The organism is candidate division WOR-1 bacterium RIFOXYB2_FULL_36_35, assembly GCA_001771505.1.
Classification (GTDB): Bacteria; Margulisbacteria; WOR-1; order XYC2-FULL-46-14; family XYC2-FULL-37-10; genus XYB2-FULL-36-35.
In genome coordinates this window covers 1-19571 of record MEUA01000067.1, presented here as the reverse complement: position 1 = coordinate 19571, position 19571 = coordinate 1, and the positions used below count along the sequence as shown (strand labels likewise).

Annotated in this window: 18 protein-coding genes and 1 pseudogene; 4 read left to right on the top strand and 15 right to left on the bottom strand. The window is 38.3% G+C overall.

What is annotated here, in order from left to right; genetic code table 11:
• On the bottom strand, positions 1–1394 hold a 1394-nt coding region (locus A2290_01105), incomplete at its 3' end, for an acetolactate synthase, large subunit, biosynthetic type (protein OGC12766.1).
• 146 nt (positions 1395–1540) lie between these two features.
• Here A2290_01105 and A2290_01100 point away from each other — a divergent pair.
• Positions 1541–2758: a hypothetical protein gene (locus A2290_01100; protein OGC12765.1), complete on the top strand. Its 1218-nt coding sequence runs from the start codon at positions 1541–1543 to the stop codon at positions 2756–2758.
• Here A2290_01100 and A2290_01095 read toward each other — a convergent pair.
• Positions 2755–3018 carry a hypothetical protein gene (locus tag A2290_01095; GenBank protein OGC12764.1) on the bottom strand — a complete coding sequence of 88 codons (264 nt, stop codon included), beginning with the start codon at positions 3016–3018 and terminating at the stop codon, positions 2755–2757. The genes A2290_01100 and A2290_01095 overlap by 4 nt on opposite strands.
• A 161-nt stretch (positions 3019–3179) precedes the next feature.
• Here A2290_01095 and A2290_01090 point away from each other — a divergent pair, with 161 nt between their 5' ends.
• The 3 genes from A2290_01090 to A2290_01080 all read left to right on the top strand — a co-directional run bounded on the left by A2290_01090 (position 3180) and on the right by A2290_01080 (position 5146).
• Positions 3180–3515: a hypothetical protein gene (locus tag A2290_01090; protein ID OGC12763.1), complete on the top strand. Its 336-nt coding sequence runs from the start codon at positions 3180–3182 to the stop codon at positions 3513–3515.
• Between the two features lie 91 nt (positions 3516–3606).
• Complete coding sequence (locus A2290_01085; protein OGC12767.1) at positions 3607–4260, top strand: hypothetical protein; 654 nt, start codon at positions 3607–3609, stop codon at positions 4258–4260.
• Positions 4250–5146: a hypothetical protein gene (locus A2290_01080; GenBank protein ID OGC12762.1), complete on the top strand. Its 897-nt coding sequence runs from the start codon at positions 4250–4252 to the stop codon at positions 5144–5146. Before A2290_01085 ends, A2290_01080 begins: the two co-directional genes overlap by 11 nt.
• Here A2290_01080 and A2290_01075 read toward each other — a convergent pair.
• The 13 genes and pseudogenes from A2290_01075 to A2290_01015 all read right to left on the bottom strand — a co-directional run bounded on the left by A2290_01075 (position 5139) and on the right by A2290_01015 (position 19571).
• Complete coding sequence (locus A2290_01075; protein OGC12761.1) at positions 5139–6536, bottom strand: glutamate synthase (NADPH), homotetrameric; 1398 nt, start codon at positions 6534–6536, stop codon at positions 5139–5141. The genes A2290_01080 and A2290_01075 overlap by 8 nt on opposite strands.
• The gene (locus A2290_01070) at positions 6529–7365 is read right to left on the bottom strand and encodes a ferredoxin-NADP reductase (GenBank protein ID OGC12760.1); all 837 of its coding nucleotides are present in this window, start codon (positions 7363–7365) and stop codon (positions 6529–6531) included. Before A2290_01070 ends, A2290_01075 begins: the two co-directional genes overlap by 8 nt.
• 12 nt (positions 7366–7377) lie before the next feature.
• Entirely contained in the window at positions 7378–7944 is a 567-nt protein-coding gene (locus A2290_01065) for an aminoacyl-tRNA hydrolase (GenBank protein OGC12759.1), read from the bottom strand.
• Positions 7944–8789: a hypothetical protein gene (locus tag A2290_01060; GenBank protein ID OGC12758.1), complete on the bottom strand. Its 846-nt coding sequence runs from the start codon at positions 8787–8789 to the stop codon at positions 7944–7946. Before A2290_01060 ends, A2290_01065 begins: the two co-directional genes overlap by 1 nt.
• 24 nt (positions 8790–8813) lie before the next feature.
• A complete protein-coding gene (locus A2290_01055; protein ID OGC12757.1) occupies positions 8814–9467 on the bottom strand; it encodes a hypothetical protein in 654 nt (217 codons plus the stop codon).
• Positions 9468–9528: 61 nt separating this feature from the next.
• Complete coding sequence (locus tag A2290_01050; protein ID OGC12756.1) at positions 9529–10497, bottom strand: hypothetical protein; 969 nt, start codon at positions 10495–10497, stop codon at positions 9529–9531.
• Positions 10494–10907, bottom strand: a complete 414-nt coding sequence (locus A2290_01045; GenBank protein OGC12755.1) for a hypothetical protein — start codon at positions 10905–10907, stop codon at positions 10494–10496. The genes A2290_01050 and A2290_01045 overlap by 4 nt, the downstream gene beginning before the upstream one ends.
• Before the next feature lie 421 nt (positions 10908–11328).
• Positions 11329–12684, bottom strand: a complete 1356-nt coding sequence (locus A2290_01040; protein OGC12754.1) for a hypothetical protein — start codon at positions 12682–12684, stop codon at positions 11329–11331.
• Positions 12681–12971 carry a hypothetical protein gene (locus A2290_01035; protein OGC12753.1) on the bottom strand — a complete coding sequence of 97 codons (291 nt, stop codon included), beginning with the start codon at positions 12969–12971 and terminating at the stop codon, positions 12681–12683. The genes A2290_01040 and A2290_01035 overlap by 4 nt, the downstream gene beginning before the upstream one ends.
• Positions 12968–16057: a hypothetical protein gene (locus tag A2290_01030; protein OGC12752.1), complete on the bottom strand. Its 3090-nt coding sequence runs from the start codon at positions 16055–16057 to the stop codon at positions 12968–12970. Before A2290_01030 ends, A2290_01035 begins: the two co-directional genes overlap by 4 nt.
• Positions 16054–16962, bottom strand: coding sequence for a hypothetical protein (locus A2290_01025; protein OGC12751.1), 909 nt, complete (start codon positions 16960–16962; stop codon positions 16054–16056). Before A2290_01025 ends, A2290_01030 begins: the two co-directional genes overlap by 4 nt.
• 9 nt (positions 16963–16971) lie before the next feature.
• A complete protein-coding gene (gene gltD / locus A2290_01020) occupies positions 16972–18393 on the bottom strand; it encodes a glutamate synthase (protein ID OGC12750.1) in 1422 nt (473 codons plus the stop codon).
• Positions 18386–19571, bottom strand: a pseudogene (locus A2290_01015) (glutamate synthase subunit alpha). Before A2290_01015 ends, gltD begins: the two are co-directional and overlap by 8 nt.

Here is a 19571-nt window from a genome sequence, read left to right as displayed (position 1 = left end):
AAAACTATTATTTTAATCGGCAGATGATTGTTGACAGCCGTCGTTAATTCTTGAATGTTCATTTGAATAGAACCGTCACCCGCTATATCAAAAACAATCGCCTCTTTATCTCCAAATTGCGCGCCTATCGACGCGGGGAGTCCAAATCCCATTGTCCCTAATCCCCCCGATGTTATAAATGTCCGCGGCTTTGTGTATTTGTAATACATAGCCGCCCACATTTGATGCTGACCGACTTCTGTTGCAATAATTGTCCTTTTGTCCTTGGTAAGCTCATAAATCTGCTCTATGACCTCCTGCGGTTTAATAATTCCGTCTTCTTTTTTGTAAGAAAGAGGATACTTGCTCTTCCACTCTTCAATTTGGGAAAGCCATTCCGCATTTTTTTCTTTAGCAGAAATTTTTCCCAACAACGCTTTAAGCACCTGTTTTACATCCCCCACAATAGGGACATCAACACGAACATTTTTCCCTATCTCCGCGGGATCAACATCTATATGTATCACTTTTGAATGCGGAGAAAAATGGTCAATATGGCCTGTGACTCGATCATCAAAACGGGCTCCAATGGCAATTAAAAGATCGCAATCGGTAACAGCATAATTTGCATATACAGTTCCGTGCATCCCAAGCATCCCCAAAGAGAGTGAATCTGTTTCAGGAAAAGCCCCTTTACCAAGAAGAGTTGTAGTAACTGGAATATTGCATCTTCGGGCAAACTCAGTAAGTTCAACGCTTGCATCGGAAGAGATAACTCCTCCCCCTGCATAAATGACCGGTTTCTTGGCTTCCGCAATAAGTTTTGCGGCAGAACTTATCTGTTTTGGATGCCCTTTTAGATTTGGATTATAGCTTGGCATATTGATGCTGTCAGGATATTGGAAATCGATCTTTTTTAGCTGGAGATCTTTTGGGATATCGACAACAACAACTCCCGGCCTTCCGGAACGGGCAATATAGAAAGCCTCTTTTATGATTCGCGGGATATCTTCGGCTTTTTTTACCAGATAATTATGTTTAGTAATAGGAAGGGTAATTCCGGTAACATCGGCCTCTTGAAAAGAGTCTTTTCCTATCAAACTTGTCCCTACCTGGCCTGTAATGGCAACCATTGGGATGGAATCCATCTGGGCATTGGCAATACCGGTAACAAGGTTAGTAGCTCCGGGTCCGGAGGTTGCAAGGCAGACACCGACTTTTCCAGTCGCTCTAGCATAACCGTCTGCTTCATGAGCGGCGCCCTGTTCATGGCGAACTAAAATATGCTTTATATCTTTAAATGCGTATAGGGCATCATAAATTGGCAAAACCTGTCCGCCGGGGTACCCAAAAATAAGGTCAACCCCTTCTTTTTTTAACGATTCAAGTAATGCCTGCGCTCCGGTAATTTCCATAGTTGCTAAATTATACCATAAAATTAGGCTTTTAGAACCGTCTCATACGTCTAAAGTTTCAAGGGTTTTGTCCTCCGCCAAAACCCTCCTGCAGGGCTGGCATCACCATCATTGAGATCGCGCTTCCAATCATCTATACTTAGATAGTGAACATCAAAAACACACTAAAAAAGCTGAAGGCCGATAAAATTTCAATTAATGAAGCTTGCGATTTACTTAAAACAGATTCTTATGAAGACCTTGATTTTGCCAAGATAGATCACCATCGGATCAAACGCAAAGGGTTCCCCGAAGTAATTTTTTGTGAAGGGAAAACGTCCGCCCAAATATCTAAGATCGCAAAAGCTATTTATAAAAGAGGCGATAATATCCTTGCGACTCGCGCTGACACAAAGGCTTATAAAGCTATAAAGAAAGCCGTGAAAAAAGCAAAATATTATAAAGAAGCGAGAATTGTTGAATATAGAAAAAGGGATAAGGTTTCAAGGTTTCAAGGGATCGAGGTTGTGGTTGTTACGGCAGGAACCTCCGATATTCCGATTGCGGAAGAAGCCGTTGTAACTTTAAAGTTTCTTGGACACGAAGTTGGAAAATTATACGATGTTGGCGTTGCGGGGCTTCACAGGCTTACAAAAAATCTGGAAAAACTGCAAGAAGCTTCTGTTCTTATTGTTGTCGCCGGAATGGAAGGGGCGCTCCCTTCCGTAATCGGAGGATTAGTAGACGGCCCGGTAATTGCGGTTCCAACTTCTATAGGTTACGGCGCAAATTTTAAAGGATTATCCGCACTCCTTACAATGTTAAATTCTTGTGCTCCGGGAGTAGCCGCTGTAAATATAGACAACGGGTTTGGAGCTGCCGTTATGGCAGACTCAATCCTGAAAGCCAAAAACAAACATATGAAAAATATAGAGACAGAAAAAGACAAAGTCTATTTACTCGAAACAAATATTGATGATATGAATCCCAACCTGTATGATCACACAATTAATAAACTTATGAAATTTGGCGCACTTGATGCTTTTTTTGAACCCGTAAGAATGAAGAAAAAACGTGCTGCGGTAAAACTATCCGTCCTCTCTCCAATAAATTTAAAAGATAAACTGCTTAAAATAATTTTTGAAGAGACAACAACCTTTGGCATACGCGAACAATTAATCGAAAGAGAAAAACTATCTCGTTGCTTTAAAACAATAAAAACAAAATACGGCAAAGTCAGTTTTAAAATCGGAAAACTAGGAAGAAAAATTGTAACGCTAGCGCCCGAATACGAAGATTATAAAAAACTTGCAAACAAACATCGGATTCCCATTGAAAAAGTTTACAAAGAGCTTTTTAATCCCGATTATCATAATCTGGGTTAAGCTTGCTCACTTTTCTCTTTAATCTCTTGAGGCGTAAGAAGTTCTACTTTTGTTCTAATCGCGACGGATACTCCTCTATCCTCAACCGAACAATTTTGTTCAAAAATTCTTAAAATCCTTCCAAGTCTTTCATCCCTTATCCAAGGGTCAGGATTAACCTCAATTTTCGCCTTAAAAGCAGTCAAATCTTTTGAGTGTTGAGGATTTCCGCGTTGCAGTCTAGCTGCTAAACTGTGAATTTCGTAGTTGATGTCGTTCACTCTAATTCTTTTATCGTAACAAAGAGAACAAAAATTGCATCCAATTTTTTAATTCTTACAATATTTCGTCATCTTATGACCAATTTTTATACAATTACACCTTAATGATTCTGGCATAAAAATTGCTATATAAGATTTTAAAGAGAAAGGAGGTGAAAAAGATGAGCTCCATGAACAAAGCTATCATTATGGGACGATTAACTGCTGATCCCGAGATACGCTATACAGCAAAAGAAAAACCTGTAGCAAACTTCTCACTGGCAGTGGACAGACCCACAAAAAAAGGAGAAAAATCTGTCGATTTTATAAAATGCATCGCATGGGACGGACTCGCCAAAATTTGTGGCGAATGGTTAAAAAAAGGCAGATTGATTGCCGTTGAAGGCAGAATTCAAGTCAGGAAATTCCAGGATAAAGCAGGACAGAATCGAACAGCAACAGAGATAGTGGCAAAAGATATTCAAATTATTGAATGGGCAAAAAAGATTAATTCATAAAAAGTTAAAGGGGCGTCACTCCCTTACGCCCCTTTTCTTATTCACAATAAGATCAGAAATTACAATAAACAAATATGATATAATAAATAAAATGCAAAAAAAGGTTTTTGCTCTTTTGTTGTCACTTCTTTTTTTTGTAGGTTATGCCATGGCTAAAACAATAGACTTGCCTCAGCCCAAAACCAAAGGGAAGGTTTCTGTCGAAGAAGCCATTAAATTAAGACGATCAGAAAGATCTTTTTATTCAACCCCATTAACAAAGGAACAAATTGCCCAGTTACTATGGGCATGCCAAGGGATTACAGACCCGCAATGGGAATTTAGATCCGTTCCATCAGCAGGGGCAATTTATCCACTGGAAATATACGTTGCCGATCGAAATGGAGTTTATCATTATCTACCGGTTAAAAATAAATTAGAAATAATGATTTCAGAAGATAAAAGATCGAGCATTTCAAGAGCCGCATTAACTCAAACATTTATAGAAGATGCTCCTCTCTGTATAATAATTACGGGCTCATTTAAAAAAACTCGAGATAAATATGGCATACGAGCAGAACGATATGTCTTTTTAGAAGCAGGGCATGCGGCAGAAAATATCCATCTTCAAGCAGTTGCTTTAGGTTTGGGATCAGTCTCAGTCGGAACATTTTGGGACGATGTAATTTCAAGCGCCCTTGACTTGCCACCTCAGAATGAACCATTGTACATAATACCAATAGGTTATATTAAAAATGAAAAATGAAAAGAATAAAATTGATTTTTTAAGGCTGCTCGCTCTTCTTATCCTTGTTTTAGGCATAATATATTTTCATATAAATATCTTTCTGCCATCGAAAATTCCATTTTTATTCAAGCTTGGAGTTATCGACCACCCCTTAAACATCTTGGTGCTAGGAACCGATATAACTTTTATAGCAGAAACCGGCAAGGCAGATTTAACTGTTAACGGGAGATCCGACTCAATACTTTTAATCCATTATGATCCGGCAAAATCAAAAGCAAGTATTGTTTCTATTCCCAGAGATTCTTATGTAAACATACCAGGTTATGGTTATAATAAAATAAACGCCTCTTTTGCTTTGGGCGGCACAAAGCTAACAAAAGAGACTGTAGAAAAAATGACAAACGCAAAAATTGATAAATTCATATTAATAAACACAAAAGGGATCATCAAATTAGTGGATATTTTAGGGGGGATATGGGTAGACGTGGAAAAAGATTTATACTATACAGATAAAGCCCAAAATCTTTATATAAACTTAAAAAAAGGATATCAAAAACTTTCAGGAGAAGAAGTAAATGAGTACATACGATTTAGACATGATGCAATTGGAGATATCGGAAGAATACAAAGACAACAAAATTTTCTAAGGGCTTTGGCAAAACAAATTATGAATCCTATCTCCACAATAAAAGCGCCATTCATAATCGAAGTTATACGCAATAATGTAAAGAGCGATTTATCATTACAAGAATTCATTTTGCTTATTAACAGTTTTCGAACAATACCGTATGAAAACATTTCAACTCATATGATTCATGGAGAACCAGCAAATAATTGGGCAGGAAGTGTTTTAATGTTAAAACAAGAAGAGATAAACAAAATTATTCAGGAAAATTTTAAATAATCCCCTCACCAAAAGAAAGTTTTTTATGTATCGCCTTTGCCGCTCTTTTCCCGTCTCCCATAGCAGAGATAACAGTTGCCGCGCCACGAACAATATCCCCACCAGCAAAAACCCCTAAAATAGAAGTAGCTCCTTCTTCTGTAATAACAACACCACCCCACGATTCTGTTTTCAAGTCAGGAGTCCTATAAGGGATTAAGGGGTTTGGAGAATTTCCAATAGCAACAATAACAGTTTCAACTGAGATTTTAAAGTTTGATTCCTTAATCGGAACAGGTCTCCTTCTTCCCGAAGAGTCAGGTTCGAAAAGCTCCATTTGAATACATTCTACTTCTTTAACCCACCCATTTTCATCAGCATAATAAGCTATAGGAAGTGTCAAATTTTTAAAAATAATGCCCTCCTCCACCGCCCTATGAATTTCTTCTTTTCTTGCCGGCATCTGCTCTTGACTCCTCCGGTAAACTATATAAACCTCTTCTGCGCCAAGTCGCAAAGAGACTCTAGCTGCATCCATTGCAACATTCCCCCCCCCAACAACTGCAACTTTTTTGCCAATTTTTATCGGCGTTAGATATTCCGGAAATTTCCACGCCTTCATCATGTTTACCCTAAAAAGATATTCATTGGCAGAATAGACTCCGTCCAGATTCTCTCCTGGAATTTTCATAAACTTAGGGAGCCCTGCCCCGGAACCTATAAAAATAGCTTTATATTTCTTCAAAAGTTCTTCTATTGAATAAACATTACCAATCAACATGTCTGTTTTAATTTCGACACCTAAGCTTTTTATATAATCAATTTCCAGTTCTACAATTTTCTTAGGTAGACGAAATTCAGGAATCCCGTAAGTCAAAACTCCTCCTGTAACATGAAGTGATTCAAAAATAGTCACTTTATAACCAAGCCTTGCCAAATCTCCGGCACACGTAAGCCCCGCCGGTCCCGACCCAACAACGGCTATTTCATCCTTTGCTCCTTTAGAAAGGCTTATTTGCTTTGCCTTGACATTTTCTCTCTCCCAATCAGCCACAAACCTCTCGAGATTCCCTATCCCAACAGATTCTCCCTTTACTCCAAGAATACACTTAAGCTCGCACTGTTCCTCTTGGGGACACACTCTACCACAAACAGCAGGCAAAGCATTTGTCTCTTTTATTTTTTTGACTGCCGCCTCAAAATTCCCTTGCACGATAAATCTCAAAAAACCTGGAATATCAATTTCAACAGGACACCCCTTAACACATTGAGGATTTTTGCATTGAATGCACCGTCTTGCTTCAGAAATTGCCTGGTCAACAGTGTACCCTAACGGAACTTCTTGAAAATCTTTTATACGCTCAGAATTTGAACGTTCATTCATTTTTTGTCTGTTTTTTTTCTCAACCATTTTTTAATAACCTGCAAACATGGTCGTTTGCCTCTTTTTCTTTGTCTTTATAAGCATTTAAGCGACTTGAAAGCTCATTAAAATCAACCTGATGGCCATCAAACTCAGGCCCTTCAACACAAGCAAATTTAACTTCTCCTCCAACGGTCACCCGACAAACGCCACACATGCCGGTAGCATCCAGCATTAATGTATTTAAAGAAACCATCGTCTTTATCCCATGAGGTTTTGTTACATCGCAACAAACTTTCATCATAGGAACAGGACCAACAGAAATAACTCTGTCCAGTTTCTTCCCCGAAGCAATCAGATTTCTAAGCTCATCAGAAACAAACCCTTTGCGGCCAAAGGATCCATCATCAGTAGTAGAAAGCAAGGTGCTGCTTACTTCTGATAACTCTTTTTTATAAACCAAAAGCTCTTCGCACCTAGCTCCAATAATAGTTATAACCTCATTCCCTTTTTCTCTCAATGCTTTAACGACAGGATAAATCTCAGCAATGCCAACCCCTCCCCCTATTACCACAACAGTCCCAAACATTTCTATATGAGAAGGGACTCCAAGTGGCCCCAAAATATGCGCAATTTCTTCTCCTTCTTTTTTAAAATCCAAAATAGTTGTTGTCGCCCCAATAACCTGAAATATAATAGTAACAGTCCCTTGCTTTGTGTCAAAATCGGCAATAGTCAAAGGGATTCTTTCTGATGTTTCAGTTGGAACAACAATAACAAATTGACCTGGCTTTGCAGCCTCTGCAATATAAGGGGCTTCAACTGTAATCTGAGAAATATTATTTGAAAGTTTTTTCTTTTTTAGAATTTTAACCATAAATTTACTTCATTAGCCATTAAAACGATTCATCGCATTTTCTAATCCGTTTAAAATTAATACAGAAACAGCTTCCGCAGCTCTAATTACTGCGTCAGAAAAAACAGCTTTTTGTTCAGGCGGAATTTTACCTAACACATGCGCCCGCACATCTCCTGAAGTTACTCCTTTTCCTACACCAATTCTAATTCTTGTAAAATCGCCTCTCCCAATATGTTGCATTATAGACTCAACCCCATGATGCCCACCAGCTCCGCCCCCTTTTCTAACCCTAATTTGGCCAGGTTCCAGGTCAACATCATCATATATAACTATCAAATGATTACTCGAAATTTTATGCCAACTCATAAGAGAAACAACGGCCTCGCCCGAAAGATTCATATAAGTTTGAGGCTCAGCAAAAATAATTTTATGGGTATCAAGATTTCCTTCGGCAACCAAGGCGTTACATTTTTTCTTATGTTTTAGTGATGAAATTAAAAGGTTTTGAAGAATCCTTTCTACAGCCATAAAACCAAGATTATGCCTTGTCTCTTCATACTCTTTCCCCGGGTTTCCCAAACCTACAACAAGGTACATCAACGGCCCTGCGTCAACTCTATTCCAAAGCGAAAATCCGTCTTTGGCCTAGTAGAAGATTCATTAAACCAATACATATTAAGAAACTCTGCAAACATTTTTAATTTTCTAAAAATCGGAGCAATCTCTTCTTTTTCTCTAAAGGGTTCAATTCGTAATCCGATTCCGTAAAAAACATTATTAAGCCACTCCGCGCCAGAACCAGACTTATTTACATAAAGAGCAGCATATGGCATTAACCCATTAAATATAGGCCGGCCCAATTTAAACTGAAAATAACCAACATATGTTTGAAATTTATCGAAGTTAAGATCATCATAAAAATTTGTATTGCGATAAGTAAAATTCGCCCACATCTCCGCCCAAAAGAGATTCGCATCGGTTTTCTGCAAATTCCATTCATGCCAAACATCAATTCCAAATCTAAAATCATCAGTTTTCACTCCATTTGCTGTCGCCGTTGCCGTATCTTTCAAGAATGTTAGAGCCAGTATCTCTCCATAAAACTTAGTCGAAGGGATCCAATCTAAAAACACAGAATCTGACTTAAACAAATTAAAAGGAAGCAATCTCACTCCAAGTCCGTAAGCCAAATTATTGTTCCAATAATTTGCATCTTGTCCATAAGTCTCATAAAGAACAACATATGGCATTGCCGTAAAATTCTCCTCAGGCTGATAACCAAATCTAGTTTCACCACGAAATAAAGCGGAACGAAAATTAGCATTTTCTCCGTTAGTTTCATAATAAGCGGCATTTGACCAATCATCCACCCAAAAGCCAGCAAAAGCTTCTAATGGCAAAAATAAAACCATACATAACAAAATAATAAAAACCCTTGTCATTTTAGCTCTCCTTAATAATATCTATCAATTAAACCCTAAATCGTCCAGCACAAAATTTGTCTTGCCGTTTTTGCTTGACGCTATAGATATAAATTGTATCTGCAATAATCCGCCGGAATTTCCATGAAAACTGGGGTTCCATATATCATCCCCAACTTCACGATTATCATCAACAAACAATGAAAAAGGGATAGAAATATGCTTCCAGCCTTTAAAATCAAGTTTTAATTCATATGTAAACCTATCGTCAAATAATGGAGAATTATTTGACGGCTCTTGTTCAATTTGCCAATTCCCATTATCATCATCATAAAGCTCTATTTTTAATAGCCCATTTTTATCGCTCTCGCTATAAACATCTAATTCCAATGAATTATTCGAATTTGATTTTTTTTTAAAATCTGCGATATATCCTCCAATCCCCCCAACAAAAAAGTTAGAGGCTGCCCCTTTTATTTGAAGAGCAAGCCGCCCAATCGCAGGATTAGAAACAAGAGAGACATTTACATTGCCAAAAACCCACCATTTAGAATCAGTTAAGAACTCGTTATTTTCAAAATTCTCAAATACAAAAGCCGTTTCAGTCACTTTTGGTTTAACAGATGGCGGAGATTCACCAAAACCAAAAGAAGGCAAAGAGAGCAGAAACACAAAAAGAATTGCTATCAAATACTTCATTCGGTTTTTATTATATACTGCTACAATTCCCCTGTCAATCAAGCGGACGGGGCCAAATTCATTACAATTCAGCAAAAGATGAAGGGGCTTTTTCTATTATAATCTGAGGAACTTCAAAAGAGAGAGAAAAGAAGTGGGATGAATTCATTTTAAGTAAAGAATCAGTCGCATAAGCGTAATCAAAATTAAAACCATTAAAACTAAGTCCCACCCCAAAAGAATTGTTAACAACCATCTCGTTTGCACTTATGGGAATCCCTTCAAGCCCTCCTCTTATAGATAAAAGTTTTGTAGGTCGGAATTCAATCCCTGAGTGAATATAATAAGAAGAATCATAATCAAAAAGGCACGTAATGTCATCTCTTACTTCATAATTTATTCCCATCTTAACATTCATGGGAGCCTCTTCATGAGTGCCTGTCGCCCAAACAATTTGTTTGAATAAAAAATTTTGAAACATAATTCCGATGGCTAACTTCTCTTTTGGGTAAACCAAAAAACCAAAGTCAAGGCTTGTTCCATACGCAGATGAGTTTTGTAAAGAAGAAAAATTTTCCGTAAAAATTTTAACAGTAAAACCAAAGTCAAGGTAGCTCGTAACATCATTGGCATAGCTTAGTGATAACATACGCCCACTATAACCCGTAGATGAGGAGGGAGAACTTCCAACCTCAGAAGATGTTATAAAAATGTTACTTGTAATAATAGATAAATGCCCGACACCAAAACAACCATAATATCCCTCTTTTACGGGAAAAGCGCCTCCAAACATGGAATAAGGGACTTCCTCTGAAAGATTTGTATATAAACTAGTGAGTGAAAAGTTTTTCACCCTGGCAAGTCCTGCGGGGTTGGCAAACACAGCCCCTACATTTTGAAGCGCCGCCTGAGTTTTTCCCAAAGCAATGCCACGCGCGCCATAACCAATCAAAGATATGTCAAGGCTTTGGGAATAAACAGGTAAAGCAAGAAAACAATTAATAGCCAATAAAAAGATACATACAAGTAGAAGACAAATCCGTCCTTTCACTTAAGCACCACAATTTTACATCTTCCAATCAAAGTCCCATCATTTACCACATTGCAAAAATAAACCCCATTTTGGACTATATCTCCAAAATTGGATCTTCCGTCCCAAACAACCTGATTGGCTCCTGATTTGCCTCCCTCTGAGCCTGACAAACAACTGATCTTTTTCACTAATCTATTGGCAACATTAAATATATATATTTTTATATCAGCGTCTGAACCAAGAATATAATAAATTCTAGTAGAAACAGATGGAGGGGCAAAAGGATTTGGATAATTTAAAATAGCAGTATAAGCAAAAACAAAATTTGCAAACAAAAAAAGAATCATTGCTATAAACAAGCTTTTTTTGATCCAACACCTTAAAAACTCCTCACCATTGATGTCGGGATCTTTTTTCTTTCTTACCATAGGACATAACATCCCAAGGTTAAAACTTCGAGGTTTACTCAAGGTAAGTCCATTATATAGCTTTTGAAAAAGGTGTCAAACCATAAGTAAAACTTCAAACTTCTCCAATAAATTCTTTAATGTTATGAGCAAAATGTCCGTTTCTCATTTTTTCCAACGTTTTTCTTCTCCCAAATATTAAGGGTCTGTTGCATAATGGTCATTCCCGTGAAAACGGGAATCTATTTCTCAGAAAACAAGATGGATCCCCGCTTTCGCGGGGATGACAAATTGCAAAATCCCCTATTATGCAACAAGCCCATTAAAGTATTAACCCCGATTTCCTAGTCGGGGTTAATCCCTGGGAAAATTTCCAACACTCTGCTAGAATTCTGTTCGTCTATAAATAATCGGGGTTTACTCGTAGGATTAATAACCGGGGTTAAAATGCACTAAGGCCTGTTGCTTTGTCAATTTTTGCTTTAGCAATCTTAACATCATAAAGAGCTGTCCAATAATTTGCTTGGGCTTGCAACAAAGCTGATTCCGCGTCTAAAACGGAAAGACTAGTTCCTACGTTCGATGAAAAATTAAGCTCCGCATATTTCAACGTCTTCTCCGCCAGGCTTTCGGCATATTCTGCCGCGGAAAGACGTTCTTTGGCGCTGCTAAAGTTAAGATAGGCAGCTCTCAAATCCAAGGCTATCGCATCTTTTATGGATTCTTCCTGCTCTTTTAAGCTTTGCGCTGTTGCCTTTGCTTCCGCAATCTTATTTATATTTATAAAACCGTCAAAAAGAGTCCATGAGCCACTAAACAGCAAATGCCATGAACCAAGATCATATTTTGTATTACTTGAAGGATAATTTGTAGTGGTTCGACCCGTTGATCCTACAAAAAAGATATTGGGAAGAAGGTTTCCTGTGTTTAAGCCAACTGTATCTTCGGCAATCGCTTTTCCCAGTTTAAAAGAAATGAAATCAGGCCTATTATTGTAGGCCTTCTCAAGAAGTTCGGCATAGCTTGCAACACTTTCAAACGTTTGAGAAATATCCGAAGATAAAAATACATCAGAAGATATATCATATCCCAAAAGGCTGTTAAAAGATATTGAAACGAGTTCCAATCCGTTTTCAACCTGTATCTGCATATTCCTCATGTTGGCAAGTTCGGTCTGCGTTCGCAAAAGGTCAACTTGAGTGGAAATCCCTGAATTGTAAAAAAGTTCAACCTGTTGTAGATGTTTTTTTAACGCAATCATGGAAGAATTTACAACTTCAATCATTTTCTTGGATTTTAAATATTCATAATAAGTTGAAACAACATTATAAACAACATCATTCTTAACTTTTTTATAGTCCTGAAGCGCTGCTAAATAAGAGTTATTGGTTATTTTAATCCCAAGTAAAAGTTTCCCCCCCATAAAAATAGGCTGCCTTAAAGAAAAGCTATAAGTTGTTATTTCGGCCGCCTCATCTGGACTTGTAGTAATAGGAGCAGCCATCCCTGGGATAGTAATGCTTAAAGGTTGTTGATAAGATTTACCAAAAGAAGAATCCAAACTTATACTTGGGAACACGCTCCCCATCGCCTGATTAACCCTGGCACCTGACACATTAAGCTTCTCCTTAGCAGAAAGAACCTGAGTGTTTTTATCTAATGCTATTTTTATGCTTTGATCCAATGTTAAAACTTGGCTATCAGCGAATGAACTTCCGGAAAAAATAAAAAATAAAAAAACAAAAAGAATAATCTGAAAAATTATCTTCTTTTTTATTGGGAGAATATTTTTTTTCATACTTCCTCCGAAACAGGGATGACATACGCTTTTATGCCTTCTTTTAAGTAGCTGGCTTTTATGCTTTTTACCTCATTTAATATTCTATCTTTTGTTTTTTCATCAGTAACAACAAACAATCCCATATTAAACCCAGGCCATATTTGCGTATCCAAATGCGGCTCGGATTCCCCTCCTTCTCCTAAAAGATAAGGAAGTTTTGTGTAAAATTTGACTTGCAAGTTTTTTAACGCACCAAGAACAAGCAATTCAAGAGGAGCTGAAAATATTATAAAAACCGCCTTCATTTTATCTCCCTTTTCTTCAATAAAAAAGACTCAAGCACAAAATATAAAGTTGGAACAAATATAAGACTTATGGTGGCAGAAACAGTAAGCCCCCCCATAACCGAGATCGCAAGCGGCTTCCAAAATCCTGAGCCTTCCCCATTGTTTAAAAGAATAGGCAAAAGACCAAGCACGGTAGTAGTAGAGGTCATAAGTATTGGCCTTAAACGGGTTTTTCCCGCTTCGGCGATTGCTTCTTTTATTTCAAGCCCCCTAGCCCTTAATATGTTAATATAATCAACCAAAACAATTGAATTTTTAACCGCAATCCCCGCAACCATTATAAGCCCAACAAATGGCATAACACCAAAAGGAACTCCGGCGAAAAACAGCCCCCAAACCACCCCAATTACGGCAAAAGGAATAGCAAACATAATAATTAAGGGGTCAAGAAAAGATTCAAACTGTGCAACCATAACAAGATATAAAAGGGCAATACCAAGGAAAAATGCCACAAAAAGAGAAGAAAAACTTTCTTGCATCTGCTCAGCATTTCCTCCTATTTTTACTGACATGGCAGAAGGGACGGTCATTTTTGATATAATTGCCCTCACATCAGAAATTATATCCCCAAGAGGTCGTCCAAAATAATCTGCCTCAACCATAACCAATCTTTGCTGGTTCTTTCTCTGAATAACCTGTGGCCCGTTTTTTTCTTCTATTTTAGCAATATTGCCCAAAGTAATATTTTTTCCAGTCCTTGTCGTAATCATTATATTTTTTATATCATCCAAAGTTTTCCTGTCTTCCGCTTTTAACCTGGTAAAAATGTCATACTCATCGCCACCCTCCCGAAACTTTGAAACGACCGTCCCATAAATATTCCCACGGGCTATAATCCCTATTTCAGCTAAAGACAATCCAAGATCAGCCGCTTTTTCTCTGTCAATGTTTATGGCATATTCCGGATTTGCCTTTTCCCGTGAAATTGAAGGATCAACAACTCCGGAAACTTTTTCTATTTTCCGTTTTAATTCGTCAGCAAACCTATCTATTACATCAAAATCAGCTCCATACAACTCAATAGATACAGGCTTTCCTCCTCCTGTCATCTGGTTCGCCCCGCTGGCATTAAAGTCAACGGACTTTAGCCCAGGAACAGAAAGAGAGATGTTCGCAACAACGCGTTCCAGTTCTTTTAATGTTCTCTTTCTTTCTGACAAGGGGACAACTTTGACAAAAAGATTTCCAAAATTAGCGCCACTTTTTGTCGAAAGTCCAAGTTGTGATCCTGATCCCGCCGTAACCAAAATATATTGAAGCTCAGGAACTTGTTCTTTTATTTTTTTCTCAATTTCTCTCATAGCTTTTGCAGTTTGCTCCATGCGAGTCCCAGGGGGCATAAGCACATTGGCGGAAAAAGAACCCGTATCCTGTTCGGGGAAAAATTCAGTGCCGACAACAGGGAAGAGAAACATGCTGAAAACAAAAATCAGCGCACAGGAAATTAAAACCATCTTTCTTTTTGTCAATGCCCACTCCAAAGCCTTTTTATATTGTGTCTCAAAGTATTCAAATATCCCTTCACTTTTATCAATAAAGTTTTCAAGAAAATGCCTTTTTAATTTTTCTTTTTTATTTATGCTTAAAAACTTTGAACTAAGCATAGGAACCAAAGACAATGCAGTCACCAAAGACATTCCCATTACTACTATAATAGTAAGAGAAAGCTCTCTAAAAAATATGCCTATAAATCCGCCGACAACAAGCATAGGAAAAAATATAACCATATTTGTGGTTGTAGATGCTATAACAGCAGAGGAAACTTCTATTGCGCCATACATTGCAGCTTCTTTTGCCTGTTCTCCTTTTTTGTCTTTATGCCGATAAATATTTTCCAAAATAACGATCGCATCATCAACAACAACACCTACTGCGATAATAATAGAAGCAAGAGATATGATATTTATTGATGCCCCCGATATATAAAGATAAATAAAAGCAGCAATCAAAGAAAATGGGATAGCAAGTGAAATAATAAAAGACCCCCGCATATTTCGAAGAAAGAAAAGAACCGTCAATATTACAAACAAAAATGACCAATAAAGAGTTGTTTGGAGTTCATTTATCTGCCTCTTTATTACTTCGGCCGTATCTTGAATAACGGTAATTTCCAAATCCGGAGGCAATTCTTTTTTTATTTCGTTAAGTTCCTTTTGGGCTTCGAGAACAACCTTTACTGTATTGGATCCCGATTGCTTTTGTATCATAAGCATTATGCCAGGCTTGCCGTCAACTTCGGTTATGCTATCTTCATCTTTAAATGAGTCGGAAACATCCGCTATATCAGAAAGAAAAATATCCCTGCCTGAAAAATTGCCTACAATCGTATTTAATATTTCCGAAATATTTTTATATTCTCCGGGGATCCTTACTCCATATTCAAGATGTTCAGATTTGATGCTCCCCGCGGGGATCGAAAGGTTTGCCCCTTGTAAAGCCAAATTCACCTGCGAAAGAGATAAGTGATAAGCCTCTATCCTATGGCGGTCAATGTCAACATTTATCTGCCTTACAAGCCCTCCTCTTATGCTGACCGTCCCAACTCCTTGTATTTTTTTAAGTGCAGGCGATATTTTTTTGTCCGCAAGGGTAAAAAGCTTGTCGTAAGACTGGCCGGCCGATATCCCCAATATTAAAACCGGTATTTGTGAAAGATCAAATTTTAAAATAGTCGGGGGTTGTATATCCTCCGGAAGTTTGGCTCTTATCGCGTCCATTTTATCTCTGATATCGGCCGAAGCTGAATCCAAGTTGGCTCCCCATTTAAAGGCAATCGTAACTATTGAAATATTTTCAGAGCTGTCAGAGGTGATTTTGTCAATATTAGGAACGGTGGCAACAGAATCTTCTATCACTTTTGTGACAGATATTTCTATGTCTTCTGCGCTGGCTCCGGGATAAGGGGTTATGATAGTTAAAGTCGGAATTTCAATGTTTGGCAAAAAATCAAGAGGAAGATTTTTCAAACAAAAAAAACCGACTAAAAGTATGATAAAAAATATCGCCGTAGTAAATAACGGCCTGTTTACAAAAAGCTTAATCACTCGTAAACAACCTCAAGGTTAGAACCTTCCTCCACAACGCGCTGGCCCACGACAATAACTTCATCAGAAGAGGAGATCCCCGATAAAATTGCAACCAGGCCTTCCTCTTCCAACCCTATTTCAACATTTTTTTTAGTCGCAATCCCATTTTTATTCACAAAAACATATTTGGTTTCAAGCCCCAAGATTGCATCCGCCGGTAAAGTTAAAACATTATCTTTTCTTTCTAAAATAAGATATACTCTGGAGAACATTCCCGGCCTTATAACTTTACCAGGATTTAAAATTATAATTTCAGCTTGAGCTGTTCTCGTTTGCGGATCAATGACAGGTCTTAAATTGCCAACCTTCCCGGGAAAAACTCTTTCAGGATAAGCATCCAACATTATTTCCGCCGTTGTCCCTTTTTTTACTTTAGGATAATCTTTTTCAGGAACATCGACATAAACCTTAACGGAATTAATGCTGTAGATCGTAAAAACAGGGTTAATAGATCCGGCTTGGCTTATAATCTGTTCTCCAAGCCTTATCTGTTGAAGCCCGACAACTCCGGATATAGGAGAAAAAGTAACAACATCATTGTAAAGCTCATCATTTGGAGAAATCCCTTCAACATAAGATAAAAGTTTATCTCCTGATTTTACATAGTCCCCTTCTTTTACATAAATTTCAGCGACCCTTCCGGCCGTTTTGGGGCGAATTGCAACTTCGGTCTCTCCTTTTATATCTCCCGTCAAACTGATTTTCTGTAATATACTACCAATTTCTGGATTTTTTAAAATCACAGGAATGCTTTTTTCCTCTTGCTCAACTTTTTTCCCCGATGTCAATCGTGAAACAACCCTATATCCTATAAAAAGGATCAAAAAGAGAATAAGAATTCTTATGATTATTTTTTTGCTCATGTCAGCTCCTTACATTCCCAAAAACCTATCAATCCCCACAGCCGCCATACGTCCCTCCATAATCGCCCACACAACAAGCGACTGCCCGCGATGCATGTCCCCTGCCGAAAAAACCTTCTTAGCAGATGTCATATAATTATCGTCAGTTTTGACATTCCCGCGAGGGTCTAATTCAACCTTCAACCCCGAAACAAGCCCCTCATGCTCCGGATGTAAAAATCCAATCGCAAGTAATACCAAATCAGTCTCAATCTCAAACTCAGAGCCTGGAATTTCTTTCATAACGAATCTGCCGTTTGAATCTTTTCCTGAAAAATCAACTTCAACACATGCAACTTTTTTAACGACCCCATTTTCACCTATAAATTTCTTGGTCAAAATTGACCATTTACGCGTAACTCCCTCCTCATGACTCGATGTCGTCTTTAATAAGAGAGGGTAGGCCGGCCATGGGCATTTATTATCGCGGCATGCGGGAGGCTCGGGTAATACTTCAATCTGAATAACACAAGAAGCTCCCTGGCGATTGGCAGTCCCAACACAATCAGACCCCGTATCTCCACCACCAATCACAAGAACCTTCTTCCCCGTAGCTGAAATTTTAGGTTCAGCAAATTTTTCGCCGGAAACTTTTTTGTTCGCCTGGACTAAATAGTCCATCGCAAAATGTATCCCTTTTAATTCGCGTCCCGGAATATTTAAATCCCTTGGAGCTTTTGATCCGCCAGTAAGACATACCGCATCAAACTCTTTTAAAAGTTTATCGGCTGAATAGTCAAGGCCGACATTAACTTCCGTTTTAAATTCTATCCCCTCTTTTTTCCAAATATCAATTCGCCTGTCGAGAACTTTTTTGTCGAGTTTAAAGTCGGGGATCCCATAACGCATTAAGCCACCTAATTTTTCTTCTCTTTCAAAAACAACAACATTATGCCCAAGTCTATTTAACTGTGCCGCGCAGGAAAGCCCGGCAGGCCCCGAGCCTACAATCGCAACACTTTTACCTGTCCTCTGCTTTGGCGGGGTTGCTTTTACATACCCCAAATTGAAAGCTTTTTCGATAATTGAAAGCTCATCTTCGCGGATCGTTACTGGATCATCATTTATCCCAAGGACACAGGCATATTCACAAGGGGCTGGGCAAACCCTCCCTGTAATTTCGGGAAGATTGTTTGTCGCGGAAAGCAGATCAAACGCTTTATTCCAAAACCCTTTGTACATAAGGTCGTTCCACTCGGGAATAATATTTCCTAGGGGGCATCCGCTGTGGCAAAATGGTGTCCCGCAATCCATACATCGAGCCGCCTGCTCACGAGCCTTTTCGTCAGATTTTAAATTAAAAACTTCCGCATAATCTGCAACTCTTTCACAGACAGGGCGATACTGCATCGTTTCTCTTTTATGTTTTAAGAAGCCCCTCACATCACCCATCAGAAACCTCTCCATTTTTTTTTGATTCTTCCATCTGTTTTAATATTCTCTTATATTCTTTTGGCATAACTTTAACGAATTTTTTTGATTCGCTTGCAAAATTGTCAATAATTTTTTTGGCAACGGAGCTCTTTGTATGTTTAAAATGATTGTGTAGCATGTCCCTTAAAACAATTAAATCATTCTCCATTAAATCTTCAAGCTCAATCATTTCCATATTGCACATTTTCTTAAAAGTCTTGTCTTCGTCGTAAACATACGCAACTCCGCCAGACATTCCTGCTCCAAAATTGCGGCCGGTTTTTCCAAGTATTACAACATGACCACCTGTCATGTATTCGCATCCATGATCTCCAACACCCTCAACAACAGCATTTACGCCAGAGTTTCTGATGCAGAATCTTTCGCCAGCCACCCCTCTTATGTAAGCCTCTCCGGCAATCGCTCCGTAAAAAGTTGTGTTGCCAATCATAATATTATTTTCAGCCTTATATGTAACTTTAGGGTCAGGGTAAATAATTATTTTTCCGCCAGACATTCCTTTTCCGACATAATCATTTGCAAGCCCGGAAAGCTCAAAAGTAACACCTCTTGCGAGAAACGCTCCAAAGCTTTGACCACAAACACCTTTAAATTTAAAGTTAATTGTATCGGTTGGGAGCCCAGAATCGCCATAGCGTTTGCAAACTTCTCCACTTAGCATTGCGCCTGTTGTGCGGTTTACATTTTTAATTTCAAGCTCTTCTTTTACAACTTGAGATTTTTCTAGCGCTGGTTTTGCAAGTTTAATAAGTTCTCTATCAAGGACTTTGTCGATTCCATGATCCTGAGATGTCACACAGCGAGTTGCAACATTTGCAGGCATTTTCGGTTTGTAAAGAATTTTAGAAAAATCTATATCTTTAGCCTTCCATGGCAGAATAGAAGAATTAAGTTCCAAAAATTCTGTACGGCCTATCATCTCATCCATAGTTCTAAACCCAAGCTCTGCCATAATGCCACGAAGCTCGCGGACGACAAATCCAAAGTAGTTTATAACTTCATCTACTCTACCCATAAACCTTTGAGATAAAAGTTCATCCTGGGTCGCGACGCCAAGTGAGCAGTTATTCAAATGGCAATGACGAAGCATTACGCAACCCATTACAATAAGTGCCGCAGTACAAAATCCATATTCT